The sequence below is a fragment of the Telluria antibiotica genome, assembly GCF_011682055.1.
GTDB lineage: Bacteria > Pseudomonadota > Gammaproteobacteria > Burkholderiales > Burkholderiaceae_D > Telluria > Telluria antibiotica.
The window spans coordinates 77,257-100,666 of the sequence record NZ_JAAQOM010000020.1 but is presented as its reverse complement, the minus strand read 5'-3'; the positions used below and the strand labels follow the sequence as shown (position 1 = coordinate 100,666).

Genomic DNA, 23,410 nt, shown 5'->3' with positions numbered 1-23,410 from the left:
TTACATACAAGGCTTCGGTACACCGGCGCGGTCAGCGCGGGGCGGCCGGGGCAGATTTGACGGCGAGCTTTTGAGCATTTTGATGCACAACCCGGAACCGCAGGCGCAGCGCGAACACGACGCGCACGAACAGGCGCACCCGCAGGCGCTGCCGCTGGCGGTGCGCTGGGCCCGTGCGCGCGCCTGCTACCGCTATGCCAACCTGGCGTCGCACCACGTGCTCGGCTTCACGATCAAGGCCGTGCTGCTCGTGTACTTCGCGTTCATGGCGCTGTTCCTCGTGCTGCGCTACGCCGTCCTGCCGAACATCGACATCTACAAGCCGGACATCGAACGGGCCGCCAGCCGCGCGCTGGGCAACCAGGTGACCATCGCCCGCGTGTACGCGTCGTGGCGCGGCCTGCATCCGAACCTGTACCTCGGCGACCTGCGCCTGCACGACCGCGCCGGGCGCCAGTTGCTGGCGCTGCCGTCCGTGTCGGCCACCTTGTCGTGGTGGTCGGTGGTGGCGGCCGAGCCCCGCTTCGAGGCGCTGGAAATCAACCGGCCCGAACTGGACGTGCGCCGCGGCGCCGACGGCGTCATCTTCGTCGCCGGCGTGCGCATCGATCCGAACAAGAAGGAAGAGGGCGGCGGCGCCGACTGGTTGCTGCGCCAGCACGAGATCGTCATCCGCGAAGGCCGCCTGACCTGGACCGACGAGCGGCGCGGCGCACCCACGCTGGCGCTGTCGGACGTGACGCTCGTGCTGCAGAACCGCTGGACGACGCACCGCTTCGCGCTGAAGGCCGCGCCGCCGCAGGGTACCGGCGACCCGCTCGACCTGCGTGCCCGCTTCACCCATCCCCCGTTCGGCGCCAAGCCGTCCGACGCGCGGCGCTGGAAGGGCCAGGTCTATGCCGACCTGCGCAACACCGACCTCGCGGCCTGGAAACCGTATGTCGATTATCCGTTCGCGCTGCAGCAGGGCCGCGGCTCCGTGCGTGCCTGGCTCGACGTCGACCACGCGCGCCTGGCCGGCTTCACGGCCGACCTGGCGCTGGCCGGCGTCAGCGCCCGCCTCGGACCGGACGTGCCGCCGCTCGCGCTGGCGCGCGTGTCGGGCCGGCTGTCGGCGTCGGAAACCATCGCGCCGAACGTGGACGACGGCAAGCCGACGTTCGGCGCGCTCGGTCACGCGATCGGCCTGGAAAATTTCGCCGTCGTCATGGAAGGCGGCACGGTGCTGCCGCCGGCCACGCTGACGGAATCGTGGCATCCGGCCAGCCGCACGCAGCCCGAGCGCTTCGAAGTGCGCGCCCGCCAGCTGGACGTCGGCGCGCTGGCCGCGCTCGCCGTGCAACTGCCCATCGCACCCCTGCAGCGCCAGCTGCTGACGGAACTGGCGCCGCACGGCCGCATCGACGACGCCGTCATCGAATGGCAGGGCCGCTTCCCGAATGTCTCCGCCTACCGCGTGCGCGGGGAAGTCGCGAACCTCGGCATGAATCCGCTGGCGGCGCGCGCGGCGCAGGCCGCGGCGGACGGCCAGCCGGCCCAGCCGGCGCGTCCCGCGCTGCCGGGCTTTACGAACCTGTCCGGCCGCATCGACGCGAGCGACCACGGCGGCAGCGTCGACATCGATTCCGACAAGCTCGTGCTGGCGCTGCCCGCGTGGTTCGCCGAACCGGAGATGCCGTTCGACCAGCTGGCGCTGCATGCGCGCTGGACGCGCCTCGCCGGCGACCAGCTGGCCGTCGACGTCGACAACCTGAACCTCGCGCAGGGCGCGCTGAAGGCCACGCTGACGGGCCGCCACGTGCTGCCTTTGACGCCGGGGCATGGGCCGGGCACGGCCGATTTCACGGGCACGCTGGACAACGTCGAGATCGGCAGCGTGGGCCGCTGGCTGCCGCTGGCGACGCCGGAAGGCTTGCGCGAATGGCTGACGGGCGCACTGCAGGGCGGCATCCTGCACGACGCGCGCCTGCGCCTGCGCGGCGACCTCGCCCATTTCCCGTTCCGCGCCGAGAATGCCGCCCAGCGCGCCCGCGGCGAGTTCCGCGTCAGCGGCCGCATCGAGGATGGCAAGCTCGAGTACGCGCCCGGCCACAAGGCGGCCGACGGCAAGGCGCCGCTGTGGCCGCTGCTGGAAGAGATCAATGGTGCCATCGTGTTCGACCGCGCGCGCATGGACATCCACGCCGACACGGCGCGCACGCAGGGCATCGCGCTGGCCAACGTGCACGCCGTGATCCCCGAGCTGGGCGTGCACGAGATGATGCTCGACATCGACGGCACGGCCGCCGCGCCGCTGCCCGACTTCCTGCACTACGTGGCGGCGAGCCCCGTGCTCGACTGGATCGGCCGCTTCACCGAGGACACCCGCGCGACCGGCCCCGCCAGGCTGGGCCTGAAGCTGCACCTGCCGCTCGCGAGCCTGCACGACGCCAAGGTCCAGGGCGCGCTGCAATTGCAGAACAACGACGTCGTGCTGTTCCCGGAACTGCCGCCGATCGAAGCCGCGCTGGGCCGCATCGAATTTTCCGAACACGGCGTGAACCTGAACGGCGTGGGCGCGAGCTTCCTGGGCGGTCCGCTGCAATTGTCCGGCGGCACCCAGCGCGACGGTTCCATCCAGATCCGCATGGCCGGCAGCGCGACGGCCGAAGGCATGCGTCACACGGGTTCGCTGCCGGCGCTGCAGCGGCTGGGCACGAAGCTGTCCGGCGGCGCGCGCTTCGCCGGCACCGTCACCGTCAAGGACCGCCAGAGCCAGGTCGTCCTCGATTCGAACCTTGCCGGCCTCGGCATCGAGCTGCCGGCGCCGCTGAACAAGCCCGCTGCCGAGGCGCTGTCGCTGCACTTCGTGCTGGCGGGCCAGCCGACCGGAGCGGATGGCATCGGCCGCGACGACATCCGCATCACCCTCGGCAATATCGCCGCCGCGAAATACGTGCGCGAGCGCCAGCCGCACGGCCCGTGGGTCGTCAAGCGGGGCGGCATCGGCGTCAACGTGCCGGCACCGGAACCCGACAGCGGCATGATGATCAACGTGAACATGAAGGCGCTGAACGTCGACCGCTGGCTCGCGGTGGCGGGCGATATCGCGGGGCCTGCCGAGGCCGCGCCGGCCGCGTCGGCGGAGAACGGCGGCGGCATGGCCCAGTACGTCATGCCGGACACGATCGGCGCGCGCGCCGGCGAGCTCGTCATCGGCGAACGGGCGCTGCGCGACGTCGTCGTCGGCGCCACGCACCAGAACAATACGTGGCAGGCCAGCATCGATTCGCGCCAGGTCATCGGCTACGTCACGTGGAACGAGTCGCCGACGGGCCAGGGCCTGGGCAAGGTGACGGCGCGCCTCGCGTCGCTCGTGATTCCCGAGTCGTCCGCGAACGAAGTGAAGGACTTGCTGGAATCGAACAAGAGCGCCACCGCCAGCATCCCCGGCCTCGACATCGTGGCCGACCGCTTCGAGCTGTCGGGCAAGCAGTTCGGCCGCCTGGAACTGGTGGCCAGCAACGCGCAGGCGCTGGCCGGGCGCGAGTGGCGCATCGAGCGCCTGGCGCTGACGAATCCGGACGGCCAGCTGAAGGCGAACGGCCGCTGGCTGACGCGCGACGGCAAGAGCAACACGGCGCTGAATTTCACGCTCGACATCAGCGACGCCGGCCGCCTGCTCGACCGCCTCGGTTTCCCGGAGACGCTGCGCCACGGCAAAGGTTTGCTGTCCGGCGACATTTCGTGGGCCGGCCTGCCGTACTCGCTCGACATCCCGAGCCTGTCGGGCCAGATCCAGATGAACGTCGAGGATGGCCAATTCCTCAAGCAGGACCCGGGCGCCGCGAAACTGCTGGGCGTGCTGAGCCTGCAGATGCTGCCGCGCATGCTCAAGCTCGACTTCCACGACGTGTTCTCGGAAGGCCTCGCGTTCGACGGCATCACGGCGAACGCGATGATCACGCGCGGCGTCGTGCGCACCGACAATCTCAAGATGCACGGTGTCGCGGCGACGGTGCTGATGGACGGCACGGCCGACATCGCCAATGAATCGACGAATCTGCACGTCGTCGTGATCCCGGAATTCAACCTCGGCACCAGCTCGCTCGTGTACGGCCTCGCCGTGAATCCCGTGATCGGCCTGGGCAGTTTCCTCGCCCAGCTGTTCCTGCGCGCGCCCGTGATGAAGGCGCTCACTTACCACATGCAGGTGACGGGACCGTGGAAGGCACCGCACATCGTGAAGCTGGACAATTCGGCCGCCGTGACGGCCGCCGCGGCCGCGGCGGCGGCCCAGGACCGCAACAAGAAGGGAGCCAAATGAAGACGACGAAGTGCACGGTGGCCGCCGTACAGATGGTGTCCACGCCGGAAGTCGACGAGAACATCGCCACCGCACGCCGCCTGGTCGGCGAGGCCGCCGCGCGCGGCGCCACGCTGGTCACCTTGCCCGAATACTGGCCCATCATGGGCATGACGGACCGGGACAAGGTCGCGCACGCGGAACAGCCGGGCGGCGGGCCCATCCAGGATGCGCTGTCAGGGCTGGCGCGCGAACACGGCATCTGGCTCATCGGCGGCACCTTGCCGCTCGTGTCCGGCATTGCTGCCCGCGTGCTGAACACGACGCTCGTCTACGATCCGCAAGGGCGGCACGTCGGCCGCTACGACAAGATCCACCTGTTTGGATTCAGCAAGGGTGACGAGTCGTACGACGAAGCGCGCACCATCGTGCCGGGCGAAACGATCGGCAGCTTCGACGCGCCGTTCGGCAAGGTCGGCCTGGCGATCTGCTATGACCTGCGTTTCCCGGAACTGTTCCGCGCGATGGGCGAGTGCGCGCTGATCGTCGTGCCGGCCGCGTTCACGCACACGACGGGCCTCGCGCACTGGGAAGTCCTGCTGCGCGCCCGCGCGATCGAGAACCAGTGCTATGTGCTCGCGTCGGCCCAGGGCGGCACGCACCGCAATGGCCGCCGCACGTTCGGCCACAGCATGCTCATCGATCCGTGGGGCGAGGTGAAGGACGTGTTGCCGGAAGGCGAGGGCGTCGTCAGCGGCGACATCGACCCGGCGTATATCGCCTCGGTGCGCGAGAGCTTGCCGGCGCTGAAACATAGAAAAATGTAGAACGGCCGACGCATGTTGGTGGTGGGCACGGGGTGCCGACCCTACGGCCAGATACGTAGGGTGGGCTCCCCGAGCCCACCACGCGCACGCAGCGCCGTGAGCGGATATGGCACAATGGCCGAAACTTATTTGAAAGACCCGACGCAATGACTCCATTCGAACCGAATCTCTCTTCCCTCGCCGTCGCGCGCGACGTCCTGTTGACGCCCTTCGGACTCGACGAAGGCAAGCTGATCACGACGCTGGGGACCATGTTCACGCACAAGGTCGACTACGCCGACCTGTATTTTCAGTTTACCAAGAGCGAAGGCTGGAGCCTGGAAGAAGGCATCGTCAAGAGCGGCAGCTTCTCGATCGACCAGGGTGTCGGCGTGCGCGCCGTGTCGGGCGACAAGACCGCGTTCTCGTATTCCGACGAGATTTCGCAGGCCGCGCTGCTCGACGCCGCCGCGGCCACGCGCACGATCGCGCGCGCGGGCGCGGGACGCGTGAAGGTCGCCTCGAGCATCCAGCCGAGCGGCGGCCGGGCGCTGTACCTGCCGAACGATCCGCTGGCTTCGCTCGACGCGACGGCGAAAGTCGCGTTGCTGGAGCGCGTGGAAAAGATCGCGCGCGCCAAGGACCCGCGCGTCGTGCAGGTGATGGCCGGCCTGGCCGGCGAGTATGACGTCGTGCTCGTCGTGCGCAGCGACGGCGTGCTGGCGGCCGACATCCGTCCGCTCGTGCGCGTGTCCGTCACCGTCATCGCCGAGCAGAACGGCCGGCGCGAGATCGGCTCGTCGGGTGGCGGCGGCCGCTACGACTACGGCTACTTCAGCGACGCGCTGCTGGAACAATACGCGAACGAAGCCGTGCAGGCGGCCCTCGTGAACCTGGAAGCGCGTCCGGCCCCCGCGGGCCCGATGACCATCGTGCTCGGCCCGGGCTGGCCCGGCGTGCTGCTGCACGAAGCAGTCGGCCACGGCCTCGAAGGCGACTTCAACCGCAAGGGTTCGTCCGCCTACGCAGGCATGATCGGCCAGCGCGTCGCGGCCAAGGGGGTGACGGTCGTCGACGACGGCACGCTGAAGGACCGCCGCGGCTCCCTCAACATGGACGACGAGGGCAACGCCACCCAGTGCACGACGCTGATCGAGGACGGCATCCTGAAGGGCTATATCCAGGACACGATGAACGCGCGCCTGATGAAGATGCCGGTGACGGGCAATGCCCGCCGCGAATCGTTCGCCCACCTGCCGATGCCGCGCATGACGAACACGTACATGCTCGCGGGCGACAAGGACCCGGCCGAGATCCTCGCCTCCGTCAAGAACGGCCTGTACGCGGTGAACTTCGGCGGCGGCCAGGTCGACATCACGAACGGCAAGTTCGTGTTCTCGGCCAGCGAAGCCTATATGATCGAGAACGGCAAGGTCACGTATCCGGTGAAGGGCGCCACCTTGATCGGCAACGGTCCGGACACGATGAACCGCATCTCGATGATCGGCAACGACATGCGCCTGGACTCGGGTGTGGGCGTGTGCGGCAAGGAAGGGCAGAGCGTGCCGGTGGGCGTGGGCCAGCCCACCTTGCGAATCGACGGCGTCACCGTCGGCGGCACGGCCTGACCACGGCCGCCCGTGCGATGGCATCCGCCTTCGCCAGCTCGACGCCCGCCGCGTGCGGGCGTTTGTTCATCCGCTGCGCGACCTCGCTCCTTGTCGCGCTGCTCATGGTGCCGACCGCAGCCTGGTGCCAGGCCGAACGCACGAGCGTTGCGACGCGCTTCGGCCCCGTCGACGTGCAGGCGCTTCCGCCCGCCGGCGCCGGCCCTGTCCGTTCCGACATCCGCTTGCGTGGTGCCTCGCTCGGCCAGGTCGATGGTGACGCCGGCCTCGTCAAGCTGTCCGTGCACGACGATGCCGACTACGTGCTCGTCGACGCCGTACAGCCCGATCCGCAGTGCCGCCACCGCTTTACCGTGCTCCAGATCGGGCCCGGCGACGAAGCGACGATGTCGCAACCGTTCGGCGATTGCCTCGTCGGGTTCGGCGCACGGCGCGCGGCTGGCAATCTCGTCATTCAACTCGTGCAGGAAGGCGCCGCGCAGCCGCAGACCGACCCCGTCGTACACGAGTTCGTCTGGATGCACGACCGCGTGAAGGAACTCACGAACGTCCTCACCCGCTGCGGCGCAGCCCAGGCGACCGCCGCGTCGCGTTGGACCCCCGTCGCCAGCGAGCAGTCTGCGCGTGTCGTCACCGGCACGGGCCGTGCCTGGTTCCACACGGCGCCGCTGGCCGAGTGCAAGCTCCCGGCGCTGTTCGTGATTCCCGGCGACGTGCTGACCGTCCTCCATGTCTACGGCGACTATGCCGACGTTGCGTACCGCAATCCGCGCACGGGCCGCGCTGCCACGGGTTGGCTCTGGCTCGACCGCCTATCTGCCGGTGCGCCCGCGCCTGACGCGCAGCTGGCCGATCCTGAGCGGCACTGATCCGCGCCGGGGCCGGCCCACCCTCGCCGGCATTGCGATACGGACGCCATCGGATATCGCGCTGTGCCACACTGACCTTATCGGATCCATTTGCCGCAAGGAGCAGAACATGGCCAACGATCAAGTGAAACAGACGGCCACGCAGCCGCCGCAGACGAACGCGCAGCCCACGGACGCCGCCACGCCAACGCCAACGGCGCAGGGGCAGACACAGCACGGCACGCCGCAGCCGGACGACTTCGACGGACTCGAGGGCAAGAAACCGGACGAGCTGACGCCGGAAGAGCTGCGGCTGATGGCCGACACGATGCCTGGCGAAGGCCCCGGCGATTAGCGGGTACGCCCGCGCCGGTACGCCCGCGCCGGTATGCCCGCGCCGGTATGCCGTCGCCGGTCTACGCCCGATCGCTCAGAACGAATAGCGCGCGCCCAGCGAGTAGTAGCGGCCGCGCGCGCCCTCGTAGTCTAGCGGGTTGTACGACTGGGCGCCGTAGGTCAGCGGATCGAGCGGCGCGATCTTGTCGAGCAGGTTCTGCACGGAGCCGAACAGCTCCCAGCGCTCTTGCGGCTTCCAGCGGACCACCAGGTCGACCGTCGTGAACGATGCCAGTTCGCAGCCGCTCGGTGCGTCTGCACCGTTGGCGAACGTCACGGCGCAGCCGTTCGGATCGCCCTTGAAGAAGCGGTCCTCGAGTTTGCCCCGGTAGTTCACGTTGGCCGACACGCGCCAGTTCTCGCGGTCCCAGCCGAGCCGCAAGTTGACACGGTTGGACGGCGTGCCCGTGCAGTTGGTGACGTCGCAGTTGCCGTGCGTGCCGGCGAAGTCGCGCGACGTGCCGTCCTGTTCCGTACGTAGCCATTCGTAGATGTGTGTGTACTTGACGTCGAACGTGGCGTTGCCCCACGCGTCCGGCAAGCGGTGGTTGTAGCGCGCGTCGACGTCGACACCGCGCACGGTGCTTTGCGCCGAGTTGACGTAGCGCGTGAGCACGGCCGTGATGGCGCCCGGATCGCCCGGGATCGCGCTCACGCTCGTCGGGTCGCGCACGACGTGGCCGGCGGCGATGGCGGCATCGACCTGTTCCTGGTTGATCTCGTTCTTGCGCTTGATCTTCCAGTAGTCGACGGAGATGCTCGTGCGCGGCAGCGGGTCCCAGATGGCGCCCAGCGTGTAGCTCTTCGACCGTTCCGGCGACAGCGCCGGATTCGGCGACGTGATCAGCGCGATGGAAGCCGGATTGCAGCTGCTGACGACGCCCAGTGCGCAACGCACGGGGTCGGACGCGGTCGAGAAGGCGGCGAGCCCGCCCACGCCGTTCTCGGCCGGACTCGGTGCGCGGAACCCGCGCGCGAACGTGCCGCGCAGGGCGAAGGCGCGGGTCGGCGTCCACTTCAGGCCGAACTTCGGTGTCCAGGAATTGCCCACGTCCGTGAAGTGGTCGTAGCGCAGGGCGGCCGACGCTTCGATGTTGTAGGCGAACGGCGCCAGCGCCTCGCCGTACAGCGCGAACACGTTGCGCGCGCCGCTGTACGCGGAATAACCCAGGCCAATGATGTTGCCGCGGTCGGTGCCCGTCGTGGGTTGCAGTTGCGTCATCTCGTGGCGGAATTCGGTGCCCACGGCCAGGCCCAGGTTGCCGGACAGGTAGGGCATGCCGCCGAATTCGCGCGTGGCCTTGAAGTCGATCTGGGCGACCTTCGTCCTGGCTGCGTTGGTGAGGGGTGGCGACAGGGCGGCGTACAAGGCCGGCGAATTCAGGCCGGCGTTCTCGGCGATGCGCCAGACGGTGCCTGGCGGCAGCGCGGCATAGGCCGGGTTGAGCATTGCCGCCGCCACGTTCTCCGCCGACGGGTTGAGCAGGGCGAACGCGACGTCGCGCTGCAGATAGCCGGTCGCGTGGTTGCTCACGTGGTTTTGCGAGAACAGCAGGGCAGAGTCCCAGTCCCAGTCGTACTGCGTGCCCTTGGCGCCGCCGAGCCAGCGGATGAAGTTCGAATCGATGTTCGAGACGCGCGGGCCCACGTCGGCCGCCAGGTAGCGCACGCGCGCGGCCGTGCCGAAATACGGGTTGTCGGGGTGCGTCGGGCCCAGCTGGACGACGGCGTTGTTGACGGGCCCGCCGGGGTAGCCGACCGAGGCGCTGACGGTCGATGGCGTCGTCGAGGAATCCGTCTGGCTCGTGTACCAGTTGAGCTCGCTGTACAGCTGGATCGCCGGGTTCAGCTGCCAGGTGCCGCGCAGGAAGAAGCTCAGGTTTTCCTGCTTGGGCTCGATCTGGTTGTAGAGCTGGGCCGCGTCTACCAGGCAGCCGCCGCCGGGGTCGCCCTGCGGGTGGTTCGTGAAGTTCGAGCACGCCGCGCCGGGGAACAGGCGGGTGAAGCCGGGGGCGGCGAGGTTGCCGCGGTTGTAGTAATTGGTGGGGTCGGCGGGATTGCGCACGTTGCCGTTGATGGCGCTGCCGGCCGTGCCGGTGCCGGGCAGGATCGCGCCGGTACCGCCCAGCGCCTGGTCGGCCGAATAGCCCCACGGGCGCAGGTCGTTGCGGCCGATCCAGTCGCGGTCGGTGCGGTCGCGGTACCAGATCTCGTCGAATTTCTTGTACTCGAGGCTGAACAGGATGTTGTAGCGGTCGGCGTCGAGGCTGCCGATACCCTTCGTGAACGCGACGTTGGTGCGGTTGCCGATCCAGTCGCGGCCGGCGCTGCGCTGCACGCGCACCGTGTTGCCCTGGAAGTCGCGGCGCAGGATGATGTTCACGACGCCCGCGATCGCATCCGAGCCGTAGATGGCGGAGGCGCCGTCCTTCAGGATCTCGACGCGCTCGACGGCATCCGTCGGGATCACGTTCAGGTCGGTGAACTGCTTCTGGCCGTCGTCGGCGAGGCCGTATGGTGCCATGCGGCGGCCGTTCATCAGCACCAGGGTGGACGCCGCGCCCAGCCCGCGCAGCGAGATGCCGGACGCGCCGGCGGCGAAGCCGTTGCCGAACGTCGTCGGCACCGAGCCCTGGTTGTCGACGGCCAGCGTCTGCAGCAGCTCGGCGACGGTGGCCTTGCCGGCGCGTTCGATGTCGGCCCGGTTGACGGTGATGACCGAGGAGGCCGTCTCGGCTTCGGAGCGGCGGATGTTCGAGCCGGTGATCTCGACGCGCGGCACTTGCTTCGGCGCCGCTTGCTGGGCCGCTTCCTGGGCCGATACGGGCAATGCCAGGATCGCCATGCCGATGGCGCCCCCGCCCGCGAACAGGCGTCGGATCGATCGGGATATCGAGGTTTCAGTCATGTCCAGACTCCATTGCGTTGAGGGATGATCGACCCGGTGTGCATGGCCGGGACTCGCTGCGACTTTTGCATCCCGTTCGCATAGGCGACTGATATCTCTCAAGTGTGTTTGGAACGCGGGCAAAAGCTGTCAGATTGACGCAACCGATCGCCTGTATAGGCAACCGTAACCAGCAGATCACAGCACAAATAAAGTCTTGCCAACGTCGCTGCAATGTTGTTATAGTCAATCGACTATTTCGGAACCTCACATGCGCAACGCCGTTTTCTTTACCTTTCATTTTTGGTTTAGCCATTCCAGCCCAACGGCGGTGGAGTAGCGGCAGGTTCACGCAGTAACAGAACAGAGTCCGACACAAGAATCCAAAAGACCGCTGAGCAGGCGGTCTTTTTTTTTACGCCATAGAATCAATCAGATCAGAACGGAGAACAGCAATGCCTCGCACCGACGACTTACGCATCCGCGAAATGAAGGAATTGACGCCGCCCTCGCACCTGATCCGCGAATTCCCGGTGACGCCGGAGGCGGAACAGACCGCGTCGCAGGCGCGCGTGGCGCTGCATCGCATCCTGCACGGCCAGGACGACCGCGTGATGGTCGTGATCGGCCCGTGCTCGATCCACGATCCGAAAGCCGCGATGGAGTACGCGCGCCGCCTCGTCGAGCAGCGCCACCGCTTCGCGGGCGAGCTGGAAATCGTCATGCGCGTCTACTTCGAGAAGCCGCGCACGACGGTCGGCTGGAAGGGCCTGATCAACGACCCGTACATGGACAACAGCTTCCGCATCAACGATGGCCTGCGCATGGCGCGCGAGCTGCTGCGCGACATCAATGAACTGGGCCTGCCGGCCGGCACCGAATTCCTCGACGTGATCAGCCCGCAATACATCGCCGACCTGATCAGCTGGGGCGCGATCGGCGCGCGCACGACGGAATCGCAAGTGCACCGCGAGCTGGCGTCGGGCCTGTCGTGCCCGGTCGGCTTCAAGAACGGCACGGACGGCAACCTCAAGATCGCGGCCGATGCGATCAAGGCGGCGTCGCAGCCGCACCACTTCCTGTCCGTGACGAAGGGAGGCCACTCGGCGATCGTGTCGACCGCGGGCAACGAGGACTGCCACATCATCCTGCGCGGCGGCAAGACGCCCAACTACGACGCCGCCAGCGTCGAGGACGCATGCAAGCAACTGGCCGCCAACGGCCTCGCGAGCCGTCTGATGATCGACGCATCGCACGCGAACAGCAGCAAGAATCCGCAGAACCAGGTGCCCGTGTGCGCGGACATCGGCGACCAGATCGCGGCGGGAGATACGCGCATCGTCGGCGTGATGGTCGAGTCGCATCTCGTCGGCGGTCGCCAGGACTTGGTACCGGGCAAGGAGCTGACGTACGGCCAGTCCGTCACCGACGGCTGCATCGACTGGGAGACGAGCGTCGCCGTGCTGGAAAACCTCGCGGACAGCGTGCGCCGTCGGCGCCTGCGCGACGACGCCTGAGCCTCGCGCGTGGGCACGGGGTGCCCACCCCACAAAACCGCCGCGGGCCTCGCAGCGTCACGCGTGGGCACGGGGTGCCCACCCTACAAAAGCGCCGCGGGCCTCGCAGCGTCACGCGTGGGCACGGGGTGCCCATCCCACAAAACCGCCGCGGGCCTCGCAGCGTTACGCGTGGGCACGGGGTGCCCACCCTACAAAACCGCCGAGGGCCTCGCAGCGTCACGCGTGGGCACGGGGTGCCCACCCTACAAAAGCGCCGCGGGCCTCGCAGCGTCACGCGTGGGCACGGGGTGCCCACCCTACAAAACCGCCGCGGGCCTCGCAGCGTTACGCGTGGGCACGGGGTGCCCACCCTACAAAACCGCCGCGGGCCTCGCAGCGTCACGCGTGGGCACGGGGTGCCCACCCTACAAAACCGCCGCGGGCCTCGCAGCGTCACGTGTGGGCACGGGGTGCCCACCCTACAAAACCGCCGCGGGCCTCGCAGCGTCACGCGTGGGCACGGGGTGCCCACCCTACAAAACCGCCGCGGGCCTCGCAGCGTCACGCGTGGGCACGGGGCGCCCACCCCACAAAACCGCCGCGGGCCTCGCAGTAGGGTGGGCGGCCTCCGCCCACGCGGACGTTCGCGTCGTGTTGGCGTTACGAAAAAAAACCGCCGCCGGCCTCGCAGCCGGCGGCGGTTTTTTCATGGTACGCGTTCAGCCGATCAGAACTGGTAACGCACGCCCGCCTTGAAGAAGCGGCCGATGGCGCCGCTGGCGTCCATCGGGTTGTAGCTCATGCCGCCGTAGGTCAGCGGATCCAGCGGTGCGATCTTGTCGAACAGGTTCGAGATCGAGCCGTAGACCTGCAGCTGCGGAGTCACCTGGTAGCGTGCCGACAGGTCGATCGTCGTGAACGACGCCAGGCGGCAGTTGCCCGGTGCCGGCGAGCCGTTCGCGAACGTCGAGGCACACTTGTCGCCTGCGAAGTACACGTTCTGCATGTCGGCGCGGTAGTTTGCGGTGGCCGTCACGTTCAGGTTCTGGCGGTCCCACGACACGGTCGTGCTGATCTTGTCCTTCGGCGTGCCGGCGCAATCCGACGTGTCGCAGTTGCCGTGCGTGCCGGCGTACTGGTAGCGCGTGCCGTTCTTCTCGACGCGCACCCACGATGCCACGTGGGTCCAGGTCAGGCCCACGGTGGCGCGGCCGTAGTCACCCAGGCGGAAGCGTTGCTTGACGTCCAGGTCGATACCCTTGACTTCGGTGAAGCTCGAGTTCTGGTACGGTGCCTTCGACAGCAGCAGCGTGCCCGTGTTCGGGATCGCGACGCCGTTCACGACGAGGTTGTTGTCGTTGCGAATCGCGGTCGGCAGGGCGGCGGCTTCCACGTACGACAGCGGGTTGATCTCGTTGGAACGCTTGATCTTGAAGGCGTCCAGCGACAGCGCGGTGCCGTCGAACGGATCCCACACCATGCCGAGCGTGTAGCCCTTCGACTTCTCCGGCTGCAGGTTCGGGTTGCCGACCTTGACCGCACCGATGCTGGTGGCGCAATCGACCTGGGTGGCGCCGCCGGCGGCCGGCACGCCGCCCGGGCAGCGGATCGGATCACGCACGGACGAGCTGCCGGTGCTCTGGCTGGACGGACTGAACTCGGCCGGACCCGGCGCGCGGAAGCCTTCCGTGTAGGTCGTGCGCAGCGCGAACGTCTTCAGCGGCGTCCACTTGGCGCCGAACTTCGGCGTCGTCGACGAGAAGTCCTTGTACTTGTCGTAGCGCACGGCGGCGTTCAGCTCGACCGACTTGATGATCGGCGCAGCCACTTCGAAGAACACGGCCGACACGTTCTGCGAGCCTTCGGCCGCCACGTACGACGAATTGATCGAACCGTCCGACGTGCCCGACAGCGACGGGTTGTGCAGCGATTGGTGGCGGTACTCGGCGCCTGCGGCGAGGCCCAGCGCGCCGCCCGGCAGTTGCATCAGTTCGCGCGATGCCTTGAAGTCGGCGACGTCGAGCTGCGTGGTCGAGTGCGACGTGGCGTTCGTCACCATCGCGGCGTACAGCGAGGCCGGGTTCTTCGATGCCTGCGTGCCGATGTAGTACGGGAAGTACTGGCTCTTCGGATCGCCCAGCGCTGCCTGCAGCACCTTCATGTTGATCATGTTGCTGTAGTTCAGGTCCAGCGCCGATTGCGAGTGGACGAGGCCGGTGTCGAAGTCCCAGCCCGCCATCGTGCCTTTCACGCCAACCACGAAGCGCTTGAATTCGTTATCGGCCGAACGGGTGCTGGGGCCGACGTCGAACATCGAGTAGCGCAGCCGCACGGCGCTGCCGTACGGGTTCTGCGGGTGCAGCGGCGACATCGTGATCGCCGTGCCGTACGTGATCACGCCGGTCGGCGACGCGGCGTTCGGCGGGAAGGCCACGGTCGAGCTGGTCGATGCCGGGATCAGCGTGAATTCGGTGTCGCGCTTCGAGTAGCCGGCTTCGGCGTAGAACTGCAGGTCGCCGCTGAGGTTCTTCGTGAAGCGAGTGTAGAAGTTCATGCCGCCGATCTTCGGCTGCATCGAACGGAACTGGTCCTGGTACCACAGGCAGCCGCCGGCCGGGTCTTGCGCCGTCGTGACGGAGAACTGCGAGCAGCCCGGCAGCGAGACGTAGTTGCCCGTCTTCGGATCGCGCAGGGCGCCGGTCGGGGTCGGGCTCGATGCGCCCGGGGTGATGTAGCCTGCGGCAAACTGCGTGTTGGCGGCATAGCCCCACGGACGGATGTCGCCGTGGCCGATCCAGGCGCGGTCGGCGCGATCCTTGTTCAGCAGCGACTGGTTGCCGTAGAACTCGGCGTTGACCATGACGTTGTAGCCGTCTTCGTCCAGGCGGCCCTTGCCCCAGGTGAGGGCGGCCTTGCCGTTGCCGGCGTCGTGGTAGCGCGATTCGCCCGCCTCGGCCTTGAACACGGTGCCGACGAAGTCCTTGCGCAGGATGATGTTGACGACGCCCGCGATCGCGTCGGCGCCATAGGTCGACGAGGCGCCGTCCTTCAGGATCTCGATGCGCTCGACGGCTTCCATCGGCACGGTCGACAGGTCGGTGAAGCTCTTCTGGCCATCGTCGGCGCGCGCGAACGGTGCCATGCGGCGGCCGTTCAGCAGCACGAGGGTCGACGTGGCGCCCAGGCCGCGCAGCGAAATGGCGGTCGAGCCGGCGGCGAAGCCGTTGCCGAAACCGGTCGGCAGCGAACCGGCGCCGTCCGACGTCAGCGTCTGCAGGTATTCGGCGACGGTACCTTTGCCGGACTTGGCGAGGTCGTCACGGCTGACGACCTGCACGGGCGATGCGGTCTCGGTGGTCGCGCGCTTGATGCTGGAACCCGTGATTTCCACACGCTGGATCGGACCTTGGGCGTCTTGCGCCATGGCCGGTGCAGCGCCCAGCGCCGCATAGGCGAGGGCGAGCGTGACTGCTTGTGCGATAGCTTTCTTTTGATGCATTACAACTCCAGATAGGGCTTCGATGGCAAGGCTAATCATCGACGGTGTTCCAGATTCCGAACATTCATGGTATGTATATGCCGGCCCCGGAAAACTCTTGATTTAGTCTCTCTCGGTTTGTCCAAAAACTTAAAATTTTATTTTGGCAGCGCATCAAACCATTGGAAGATGCAATATGTCAATACGATGACAATATGTATTGCGTAAATGCCACACCGACCCATCCATTTGGTTATGGCGCCATGACATCTTTTCCCGGCCGGGGCGGGGCAATCTGGTCTATAGTGCGAACTCGCCGCGCGGCGGCGCGTTCGACGAACCACCCGAAAAAATCCGATGCTTGCTTATATCTTGCGGCGCCTGTGGCAGATGGTCCCCACGATGGCCGGCGTCGTCGTGCTCGTGTTCATCCTGTTCAACTGGGTCGGCGGCGATCCGTCCTATCTGTTGGCGGGCAAGATGGCCGACGCCCGCGCCATCGCAAACATCCGCGCCCAGCTGGGGCTGGACGAGCCGTGGTACGTCCAGCTGGCCATCTTCGCGCGCCAGATCGTGACGTTCGACTTCGGCAATGCGTGGGCGACGGGTGAGCCCGTGTCGCACATCATCCGGACCCGCCTGGGCCCGTCGCTGACGGTGCTCGTGCCGCTGACGGTGCTCGAGACAACCATCGGCATCGCGCTCGCGCTCGCCGTCGCGTTCGTGCGCGGCTCGCTGACGGACCGCCTCGTGATGGTCGCGTGCACGGTCGGCATGTCGATCTCGATCCTCGTCTACATCATCGTGTTCCAGTACGGCCTCGCATATAAGCTCGGGCTGTTCCCCGTGCAGGGCTGGGGCGAGCACTTCACGGAAAACCTGCTGCGCTACGCGACGTTGCCCATCCTGATCGGCCTCGCCGTGTCGCTGGCGCCCACGTTGCGCCTGTTCCGCAGCTTCGTGCTGGACGAGGTCGGCCAGGACTACGTGCGGACGGCGCGCGCGAAGGGCCTGGCCGAGCGCCGCATCGTCTGGGTGCACGTGTTGCGCAACGCCGCGATCCCCATCATCACGTACGTGATGGCGAACCTGCCGGCCCTGCTGATCGGCGCGTTCCTGCTCGAGCGCTTCTTCGGCATCCCGGGCATCGGGCGCGAAGTGATCCTCGCCGTCGAGCGCAGCGATTTCCCCGTCATCAAGGCGATCACGGTGTACGTCGCTGCCGCCACGATGGTGTTCAACCTGCTGGCCGACCTGATGTACCAGGCCGTCGACCCGCGCGTGCAGCTCACATGACGGCGCCGTTCGTGCACCATCCCGCTGTCTCGCCCGGCCTGTGGACGCTGGCCTGGCGCCGCTTGCGCGCCGACCGCGTGGCGATGGCGTCCCTCGCCGTCGTGTGCGTGTTCCTGCTGTCCGTCGTGCTGTCGGCCGCCGGCGTCGTCGCGGCGGACTGGGAAGACGAGGTCGCCGTGAACTACGCGCCGCCGACGTTCGTCGGTCCCGATCCGAGCCTCGCCGCGCTGGCGCAGCCGCCGCGCTCCGTGCCGCCGAACGCATTCGATCCGCTCGCGGCCGACATCGCGGCGCTGCAGGCGCAGCTGGCGCACCGGGGGCACGCGGTGCATGCGGCCAAGCGGACGACCTTGCCGTTCGGCGCCGACAAATGGGGCCACGACGTCGTCAGGAAGACGATCAAGGGCGGGCAGACGTCGATCGTCGTCGGCCTCGTCGCCGCGTTCCTCGCCGTGCTGCTGGGCACCCTGTTCGGTGCCTTGTCCGGCTTCCACGGCGGGCGCGTGGACGATTTCTTCAACTGGTTCTACAGCGTGTTCACGGCGATTCCTTCGATCCTCATGATCCTCACGGTGGCCGCCGTGCTGCAGACGAAGGGCGTGCTGACGATCGTGCTGATCCTCGGCCTCACCGGGTGGACGGGGCCGTACCGCCTGATGCGCGCCGAGTACATCAAGCACAAGGCGAGGGAGTACGTGCTGGCGGCCGACGCCATCGGCGCGTCGAGCGCGCGCAAGATGTTCGTGCACATCTTCCCGAACGTGTCGCACGTGGCGCTCGTGCAGATGTCGATCCTCGTCGTCGGCTTCATCAAGGCCGAAGTGATCCTGTCGTTTCTCGGCTTCGGCGTGCCGGTGGGCGTCGTCTCGTGGGGCAGCATGCTGAACGAGGCGCAGAACGAACTCATCCTCGGCAAGTGGTGGCAGTTGACCGCGGCCGCCACCGCCATGGCCGTCCTCGTGACGGCGTTCTCGCTGTTCGCCGACGCGCTGCGCGACGCGCTGGATCCGAAACTGAAATGACATGATGAGCGACGCGAACCTCCTCGACATCCGCGACCTGCGCGTGTCCTTCAAGACCGGCAAGACGACCACGTTCGACGCGGTGAAAGGCATCTCGTTCAGCGTGCCGCTGGATGCCACCGTGGCCCTCGTCGGCGAGTCGGGCAGCGGCAAGTCCGTCAGCTCGCTCGCCGTGATGGGCCTGCTGCCGCCGGAGACGACCATCATCCACCCGGGCGCGTCGATCCGCTTCGAGGGCCGCGAATTGCTCGGCCTGCCCGTCGCCGAGCGGCGCCGCCTGTGCGGCAAGGACATCGCGATGATTTTCCAGGAGCCGATGTCGTCGCTGAACCCCGTGTTCACGGTCGGCTTCCAGATCGGCGAAGTGCTGCGCCTGCACCTCGGCATGGACAAGCGCCAGGCGCGCGCGCGCACGCTCGAACTGCTGGACGAGGTGGGCATTCCCGATCCGGCGCACAAGATCGACGCGTATCCGAGCCAGATGTCGGGCGGCCAGCAGCAGCGCGTGATGATCGCGATGGCCATCGCGTGCGAACCGAAGCTTCTCATCGCGGACGAGCCGACGACGGCGCTGGACGTGACGATCCAGAAGCAGATCATCGAGTTGATTGCCGCGCTGCAGAAGCGGCGCCGCATGGCCGTGCTGTTCATCACGCACGACCTGGGCCTGGTCGGCGAGATCGCGGACCGCGTGATCGTCATGCGTCACGGCGAGGTGCGCGAGGAGGGCGATGCCGCGCAGGTGCTGAGCAACCCGTGCGACGCCTACACGCGCGCGCTGCTGCACTGCCGCCCGCCGCTGGACGCGCGGCCCGTGCGCCTGCCCGTCATCGACGACTACATGAGCGGCCGCGCGCAACCCGACGACGTGCTGCCCCAGCGCACGCGCGGCTACGCGCCGGGCGACGACGACATCCTCGTCGTGAACGGCCTCGCCAAGAGCTTCTATGTGCGCGAAGGCCTGTTCGGCAAGCGCGAATTCAAGGCGGTGAAGGACGTGTCGTTCACGCTCCCGCGCGGCAAGACGCTGGGCGTCGTCGGCGAGTCCGGGTCGGGCAAGACGACGGTCGGCCTCACGTTGCTGCGGCTGCACCGCGCGACGGGCGGCAGCGCGCTGTTCGACGGGCGCGACATCGTCACGATGAGCGATGCCGAGTTCCAGGCGTATAAGCGGCGTATCCAGATCGTGTTCCAGAATCCGTACGCGTCGCTGAACCCGCGCTTCACGGTCGGCCAGATTCTGCTGGAACCGATGCGCATCCACCGCATCGGTGCGAACGATGCCGAGCGCACGGAACACGCGCGCTACCTGCTTACGCGGGTTGGCTTGCCGCAGGAGGCCTTCGAGCGTTGGCCGCACGAGTTCTCCGGCGGCCAGCGCCAGCGGATCGCCATCGCGCGCTGCCTGACGATGAAGCCGGAGATCCTCGTGTGCGACGAATCGGTGTCGGCGCTGGACGTGTCCGTGCAGGCGCAGGTGCTGAACCTGCTGCAGGACCTGCAGGACGAGTACGGGATGAGTTACATCTTCATCTCGCACGATCTGTCGGTCGTGAAATACATCTCCGACCGCGTGATGGTGATGCACGACGGCAGCGTCGTCGAGATCGCGGACTCGGACGAGCTGTACCGCAATCCGCAGCATCCATACACGCGCCAGCTGCTGGCGGCGATACCGCGCGGCGCCTGAATTCGGGGTCAGAGCGCATTTCCGGGCCAATTCGGGGTCAGAGCACTTTCCGGCGCATTTGCTCGCAGAACAGTTCGGCCGCGATGCCCGAGCTTCTGCGTGGACGCCATCGCCACCTGACGCGTTTTTTTTAGTTGCGAACCATTGTTCAAAGGAGTGCTCTGACCCCGAATTTCAAACCAAAAGTGCTCTGACCCCGAATTTGCGATTCGGCGCGGCACCTGACGCGCAGTGTTGCGCACGGGCTGTGCGCATTGTCCCTTTCGCCACGCCGATACGGCTTTTCCGCTACCATACGGGGATGTCCCAGCTCTCGCACCTGATCCACGTGTATGGCGTCCTGATCGTGTTCGGCACCGTGTTGCTCGAGCAGATCGGGCTGCCCATTCCCGCGTTTCCGGTGCTGATCATTGCCGGGGCGCTCGCCGTCGACGGCGGCGCCAACTGGCCGCTGTACCTGGCCGTGTCGGTGCTGGCCTGCCTGATCAGCGATTATTTCTGGTTCCGCGCCGGCCGCTTCTACGGCAAGCGCATCCTGCGCCTGTTGTGCAAGATTTCGCTGTCGCCCGATTCGTGCGTCAGCCAGACCGAGGACAATTTCAGCCGCTGGGGCGCGAAATCCCTCGTCGTCGCCAAGTTCATCCCCGGCTTTAACACGATCGCGCCGCCGCTCGCGGGCGCCATGGGCACGACGACCTCGCGCTTCGTCTGGCTGTCGATCGCCGGCGGCCTGCTGTGGAGCGCCGTGGGCATGGGGCTCGGTGCCTGGTTCCACGGCAGCGTGGACGATGTCATCGCCTGGTTCGAGACGCTGGGCAGCACGGCGCTGATGGTCGTCGGTGTCCTGCTCGCGCTGTTCGTGGCGTTCAAGTACATCGAGCGCAAGCGCAACCTGGGCGCCGCCGACCTGCCGCGCATCACGATGGACGAGCTCAAGGCCTTGCTGGACGCCGGGTACGACCCGTTGATCGTCGATGCCCGCGGCGTCACGGCGCGCCAGCTGGAAGAGGGCATTCCCGGCGCGCTCGTCTATGGCGACACGGCGCCGGAGCGCCTGATGGCCGCGCTCGACAAGGACCGCCACATCGTCATCTACTGCTCGTGTCCGAACGACGTGACGGCCGCCCAGGTGGCCAAGGAATTCCTCAAGAACGGCTTCCACCGCGCGCGTCCCCTGCGCGGCGGCCTGGACGCCTGGAACGACCACTGCACCGCCGGCCGCGCCGACGCCACGCTCACGCCCAAGGCCGGCTGAGTCACCGTTTTTCCGCTCGTTGACGTTCCGCTCCCGCGCGGCCGGCCCTGGCGCCGCGCTGCCCCTCATTCATCCTCGTCATGATTGGTAGCTCGACTACTTGGTCGGCTATAGGGACTTTGCGCAAATTACCCCTTGTTTGCTACACGATGTACCTAAACTACAATAAAAGCTTGCGCTGAAGCCAAGAAATCCTTAAGCTTCGAGGAATCTGTTTCCTACGGCCTGCCATGATCGTTTCGCCCGTCGCCATCGTCGATCCGTCCACCGAACCGCGCCTGGACAGCGCGCGCCACGCGAGCCCGCGCCTGCTTGCCGACGTCGGCGGCACCAATGCGCGCTTCGCGCTGGAAACCGGCCCCGGCACGATCGCGGCGATCGAGGTGCTGCCCTGTGCCGCCTACGCCACACTCGCCGACGCATTGCGTGCGTACCTCGCGCTGCCGGCCGTCGCGGCCATCGTGGCCGGCGGCGCCGTGCGTCACGGTGCGATCGCGATCGCGAACCCGGTCGTCGGCGATTTCGTGCGCATGACCAACCACCACTGGGAATTCTCGATCGACGCGCTGCGCCGCGAATGCGGGTTCGACGGGCTCGCGGTCGTCAACGATTTCTACGCGCTGGCCATGGCCCTGCCGCACCTGGCGGACGGCGACAAGCGCCAGATCGGCAGCGGCGCGCCCGTCGCCGGGACGCCCATCGCCTTGCTCGGCGCCGGGACGGGCCTGGGCGTGTCGGGCCTTGTGCCGGCGGAAAATACGCCGGCCGGCGCCAAGCCGTCCTGGACGGCACTGCGCAGCGAAGGCGGCCACGTGACGTTCTCGCCAGCCAACGAAACGGAAGTCGCGATCCTGCAATTCGCCTGGCGCGAATTCGAACACGTGTCGGCCGAGCGTTTCCTGTCCGGTTCAGGCATCGAACTCATCTATCGCGCGCTGGCGAACCTGCGCGGCGGCGCCGTCGAAGCGCTGGACGCCCCCGAGATCACGCGCCGCGGCCTGGCGGGCACGTGCGCGCTGTGCGACGAAGCCATCGAGGTGTTCTGCGGCATGCTCGGCACCATCGCCGGCAACCTGGCCATCACCCTGGGTGCCCAGGGCGGCGTGTACATCGGCGGCGGCATCGTCCCGCGCCTGGGCGAGCGCTTCGCCGCGTCGTGCTTCCGCGCCCGCTTCGAGCGGAAAGGCCGCTTCGTGGGCTATCTGGCACAGGTGCCGACTTATGTGATCACCGCCGACTATCCCGCGTTCGTGGGCGTGTCGGCCATCCTGGCGGACCGTACCGGACTGTGATTTTTGCCGGCCGCGGCGGGGCTAGAGCCCGTCGCCGCCGCGTTCCTTCGCATGGCAATGTTCTTTTCCCGGTTTTATCGGGTACAATGGCAGCCAGTTGGAAGAAACGATGTCGTTCGCTTAGCCCAGCGCGCCAGGAGCCTCGCCTCCAGAGCCCAGTCTCCCGATGGTGCCGGCAGCCCCGTTTCTTTGAAATTCGACCGTTCGCGGTCCACTTGCCGGTGGGCCGCCCCGTGCCGGGATGCAAATCCCCGCGGTATCCCGCCCGGTGTGCCAAGCCGGGCGATGGAACCCCGTTTCAAAGCGTGAGTCTCAGCCAGGCGGCCAGTGGCCAGCCGCGTTGAACGGGTTATGTTTGATGGTTCTTAGCATCCAGAGTTGCTCACTCCGCTGACGACATCGTTATGAACAATGATGAGGCCAAGAAGGTCCTCGAGACCGCCTTGCTGTGCGCGCGCGAGCCGATGACGATCCACGCCATGAAGAAGCTGTTCGTCGACGTGGACAGGAACGGCCAGCCGATCGGCGCCGGCGTCGGGTCGGATACGATCAAGATCCTGCTCGAGGAATTGCGCCAGGATTGGCAGGATCGCGGCATCGAGATCGTCAGCCTGGCATCGGGTTGGCGCTTCCAGAGCCGCCCTGAAATGAAGCCTTACCTGGACCGCATCGCGCCGGAAAAGCCGCCGAAATACTCGCGGGCCACGCTGGAAACGCTGGCGATCATCGCCTACCGCCAGCCGGTGACGCGCGGCGACATCGAGGAAATCCGCGGCGTGGCCGTGAATTCGCAGACGATCAAGATGCTGGAAGACCGCGGCTGGATCGATGTGGTGGGCCACCGCGAAGTGCCCGGGCGGCCGGCGCTGCTGGGCACGACCAAGCAGTTCCTCGACGACCTGGGGCTCGCCGCGTTGTCCCAGCTACCGCCGCTGCAGCAGGTGGCCGACATCGGCGCCGGGCGCAGCCTGGAGGCGCTGGAAGCGGCGCTGCAACAATTTGACGACACTTCACCCGTTGAAGTCCCG

The 23,410-nt window shown here is 67.3% G+C and carries 13 protein-coding genes and 1 pseudogene; 12 read left to right on the top strand and 2 right to left on the bottom strand.

Annotated elements, in window-relative coordinates; genetic code table 11:
- Positions 1 to 82: 82 nt before the first annotated feature.
- From HAV22_RS26705 to HAV22_RS26685, 5 genes are all read left to right on the top strand, one after another.
- On the top strand, positions 83 to 4,306 hold the full coding sequence (locus HAV22_RS26705) for a YhdP family protein (RefSeq protein ID WP_166863594.1): 4,224 nt from the start codon (positions 83 to 85) through the stop codon (positions 4,304 to 4,306).
- Complete coding sequence (locus HAV22_RS26700) at positions 4,303 to 5,112, top strand: carbon-nitrogen hydrolase family protein (RefSeq protein WP_166863592.1); 810 nt, start codon at positions 4,303 to 4,305, stop codon at positions 5,110 to 5,112. Before HAV22_RS26705 ends, HAV22_RS26700 begins: the two co-directional genes overlap by 4 nt.
- A gap of 146 nt (positions 5,113 to 5,258) precedes the next feature.
- The gene (tldD, locus tag HAV22_RS26695) at positions 5,259 to 6,719 is read left to right on the top strand and encodes a metalloprotease TldD (protein WP_166863590.1); all 1,461 of its coding nucleotides are present in this window, start codon (positions 5,259 to 5,261) and stop codon (positions 6,717 to 6,719) included.
- Between the two features lie 17 nt (positions 6,720 to 6,736).
- Positions 6,737 to 7,588 (top strand): hypothetical protein, encoded by an 852-nt coding sequence (locus tag HAV22_RS26690; RefSeq protein ID WP_166863588.1) that lies wholly within the window; start codon positions 6,737 to 6,739, stop codon positions 7,586 to 7,588.
- A gap of 109 nt (positions 7,589 to 7,697) precedes the next feature.
- On the top strand, positions 7,698 to 7,922 hold the full coding sequence (locus HAV22_RS26685; RefSeq protein WP_166863586.1) for a hypothetical protein: 225 nt from the start codon (positions 7,698 to 7,700) through the stop codon (positions 7,920 to 7,922).
- Between the two features lie 75 nt (positions 7,923 to 7,997).
- Here HAV22_RS26685 and HAV22_RS26680 read toward each other — a convergent pair whose 3' ends face one another.
- Positions 7,998 to 10,871 (bottom strand): TonB-dependent receptor, encoded by a 2,874-nt coding sequence (locus tag HAV22_RS26680; RefSeq protein ID WP_166863584.1) that lies wholly within the window; start codon positions 10,869 to 10,871, stop codon positions 7,998 to 8,000.
- A gap of 434 nt (positions 10,872 to 11,305) precedes the next feature.
- On the opposite strand from HAV22_RS26680, the gene aroG reads away from it, so the two are divergent.
- On the top strand, positions 11,306 to 12,367 hold the full coding sequence (gene aroG / locus HAV22_RS26675) for a 3-deoxy-7-phosphoheptulonate synthase AroG (protein ID WP_166863582.1): 1,062 nt from the start codon (positions 11,306 to 11,308) through the stop codon (positions 12,365 to 12,367).
- 709 nt (positions 12,368 to 13,076) lie between these two features.
- Here aroG and HAV22_RS26670 read toward each other — a convergent pair.
- A complete protein-coding gene (locus HAV22_RS26670; RefSeq protein WP_208296383.1) occupies positions 13,077 to 15,848 on the bottom strand; it encodes a TonB-dependent receptor in 2,772 nt (923 codons plus the stop codon).
- 336 nt (positions 15,849 to 16,184) lie between these two features.
- Between HAV22_RS26670 and HAV22_RS26665 the strand changes: the two genes are divergently transcribed.
- The 6 genes and pseudogenes from HAV22_RS26665 to scpB all read left to right on the top strand — a co-directional run.
- On the top strand, positions 16,185 to 17,123 hold the full coding sequence (locus tag HAV22_RS26665; protein ID WP_166863580.1) for an ABC transporter permease: 939 nt from the start codon (positions 16,185 to 16,187) through the stop codon (positions 17,121 to 17,123).
- Positions 17,120 to 18,145, top strand: coding sequence for an ABC transporter permease (locus HAV22_RS26660; protein ID WP_166863578.1), 1,026 nt, complete (start codon positions 17,120 to 17,122; stop codon positions 18,143 to 18,145). Before HAV22_RS26665 ends, HAV22_RS26660 begins: the two co-directional genes overlap by 4 nt.
- A 4-nt stretch (positions 18,146 to 18,149) precedes the next feature.
- Positions 18,150 to 19,835: an ABC transporter ATP-binding protein gene (locus tag HAV22_RS26655; RefSeq protein ID WP_166863666.1), complete on the top strand. Its 1,686-nt coding sequence runs from the start codon at positions 18,150 to 18,152 to the stop codon at positions 19,833 to 19,835.
- A 301-nt stretch (positions 19,836 to 20,136) separates the two neighbouring features.
- A complete protein-coding gene (locus tag HAV22_RS26650) occupies positions 20,137 to 21,090 on the top strand; it encodes a VTT domain-containing protein (protein ID WP_166863576.1) in 954 nt (317 codons plus the stop codon).
- 230 nt (positions 21,091 to 21,320) lie between these two features.
- Positions 21,321 to 22,382 carry a glucokinase gene (locus HAV22_RS26645; RefSeq protein ID WP_166863574.1) on the top strand — a complete coding sequence of 354 codons (1,062 nt, stop codon included), beginning with the start codon at positions 21,321 to 21,323 and terminating at the stop codon, positions 22,380 to 22,382.
- A gap of 404 nt (positions 22,383 to 22,786) precedes the next feature.
- Positions 22,787 to 23,380, top strand: a pseudogene (gene scpB, locus HAV22_RS26640) (SMC-Scp complex subunit ScpB); the annotation flags it as partial.
- Between the last annotated feature and the right edge of the window lie 30 nt (positions 23,381 to 23,410).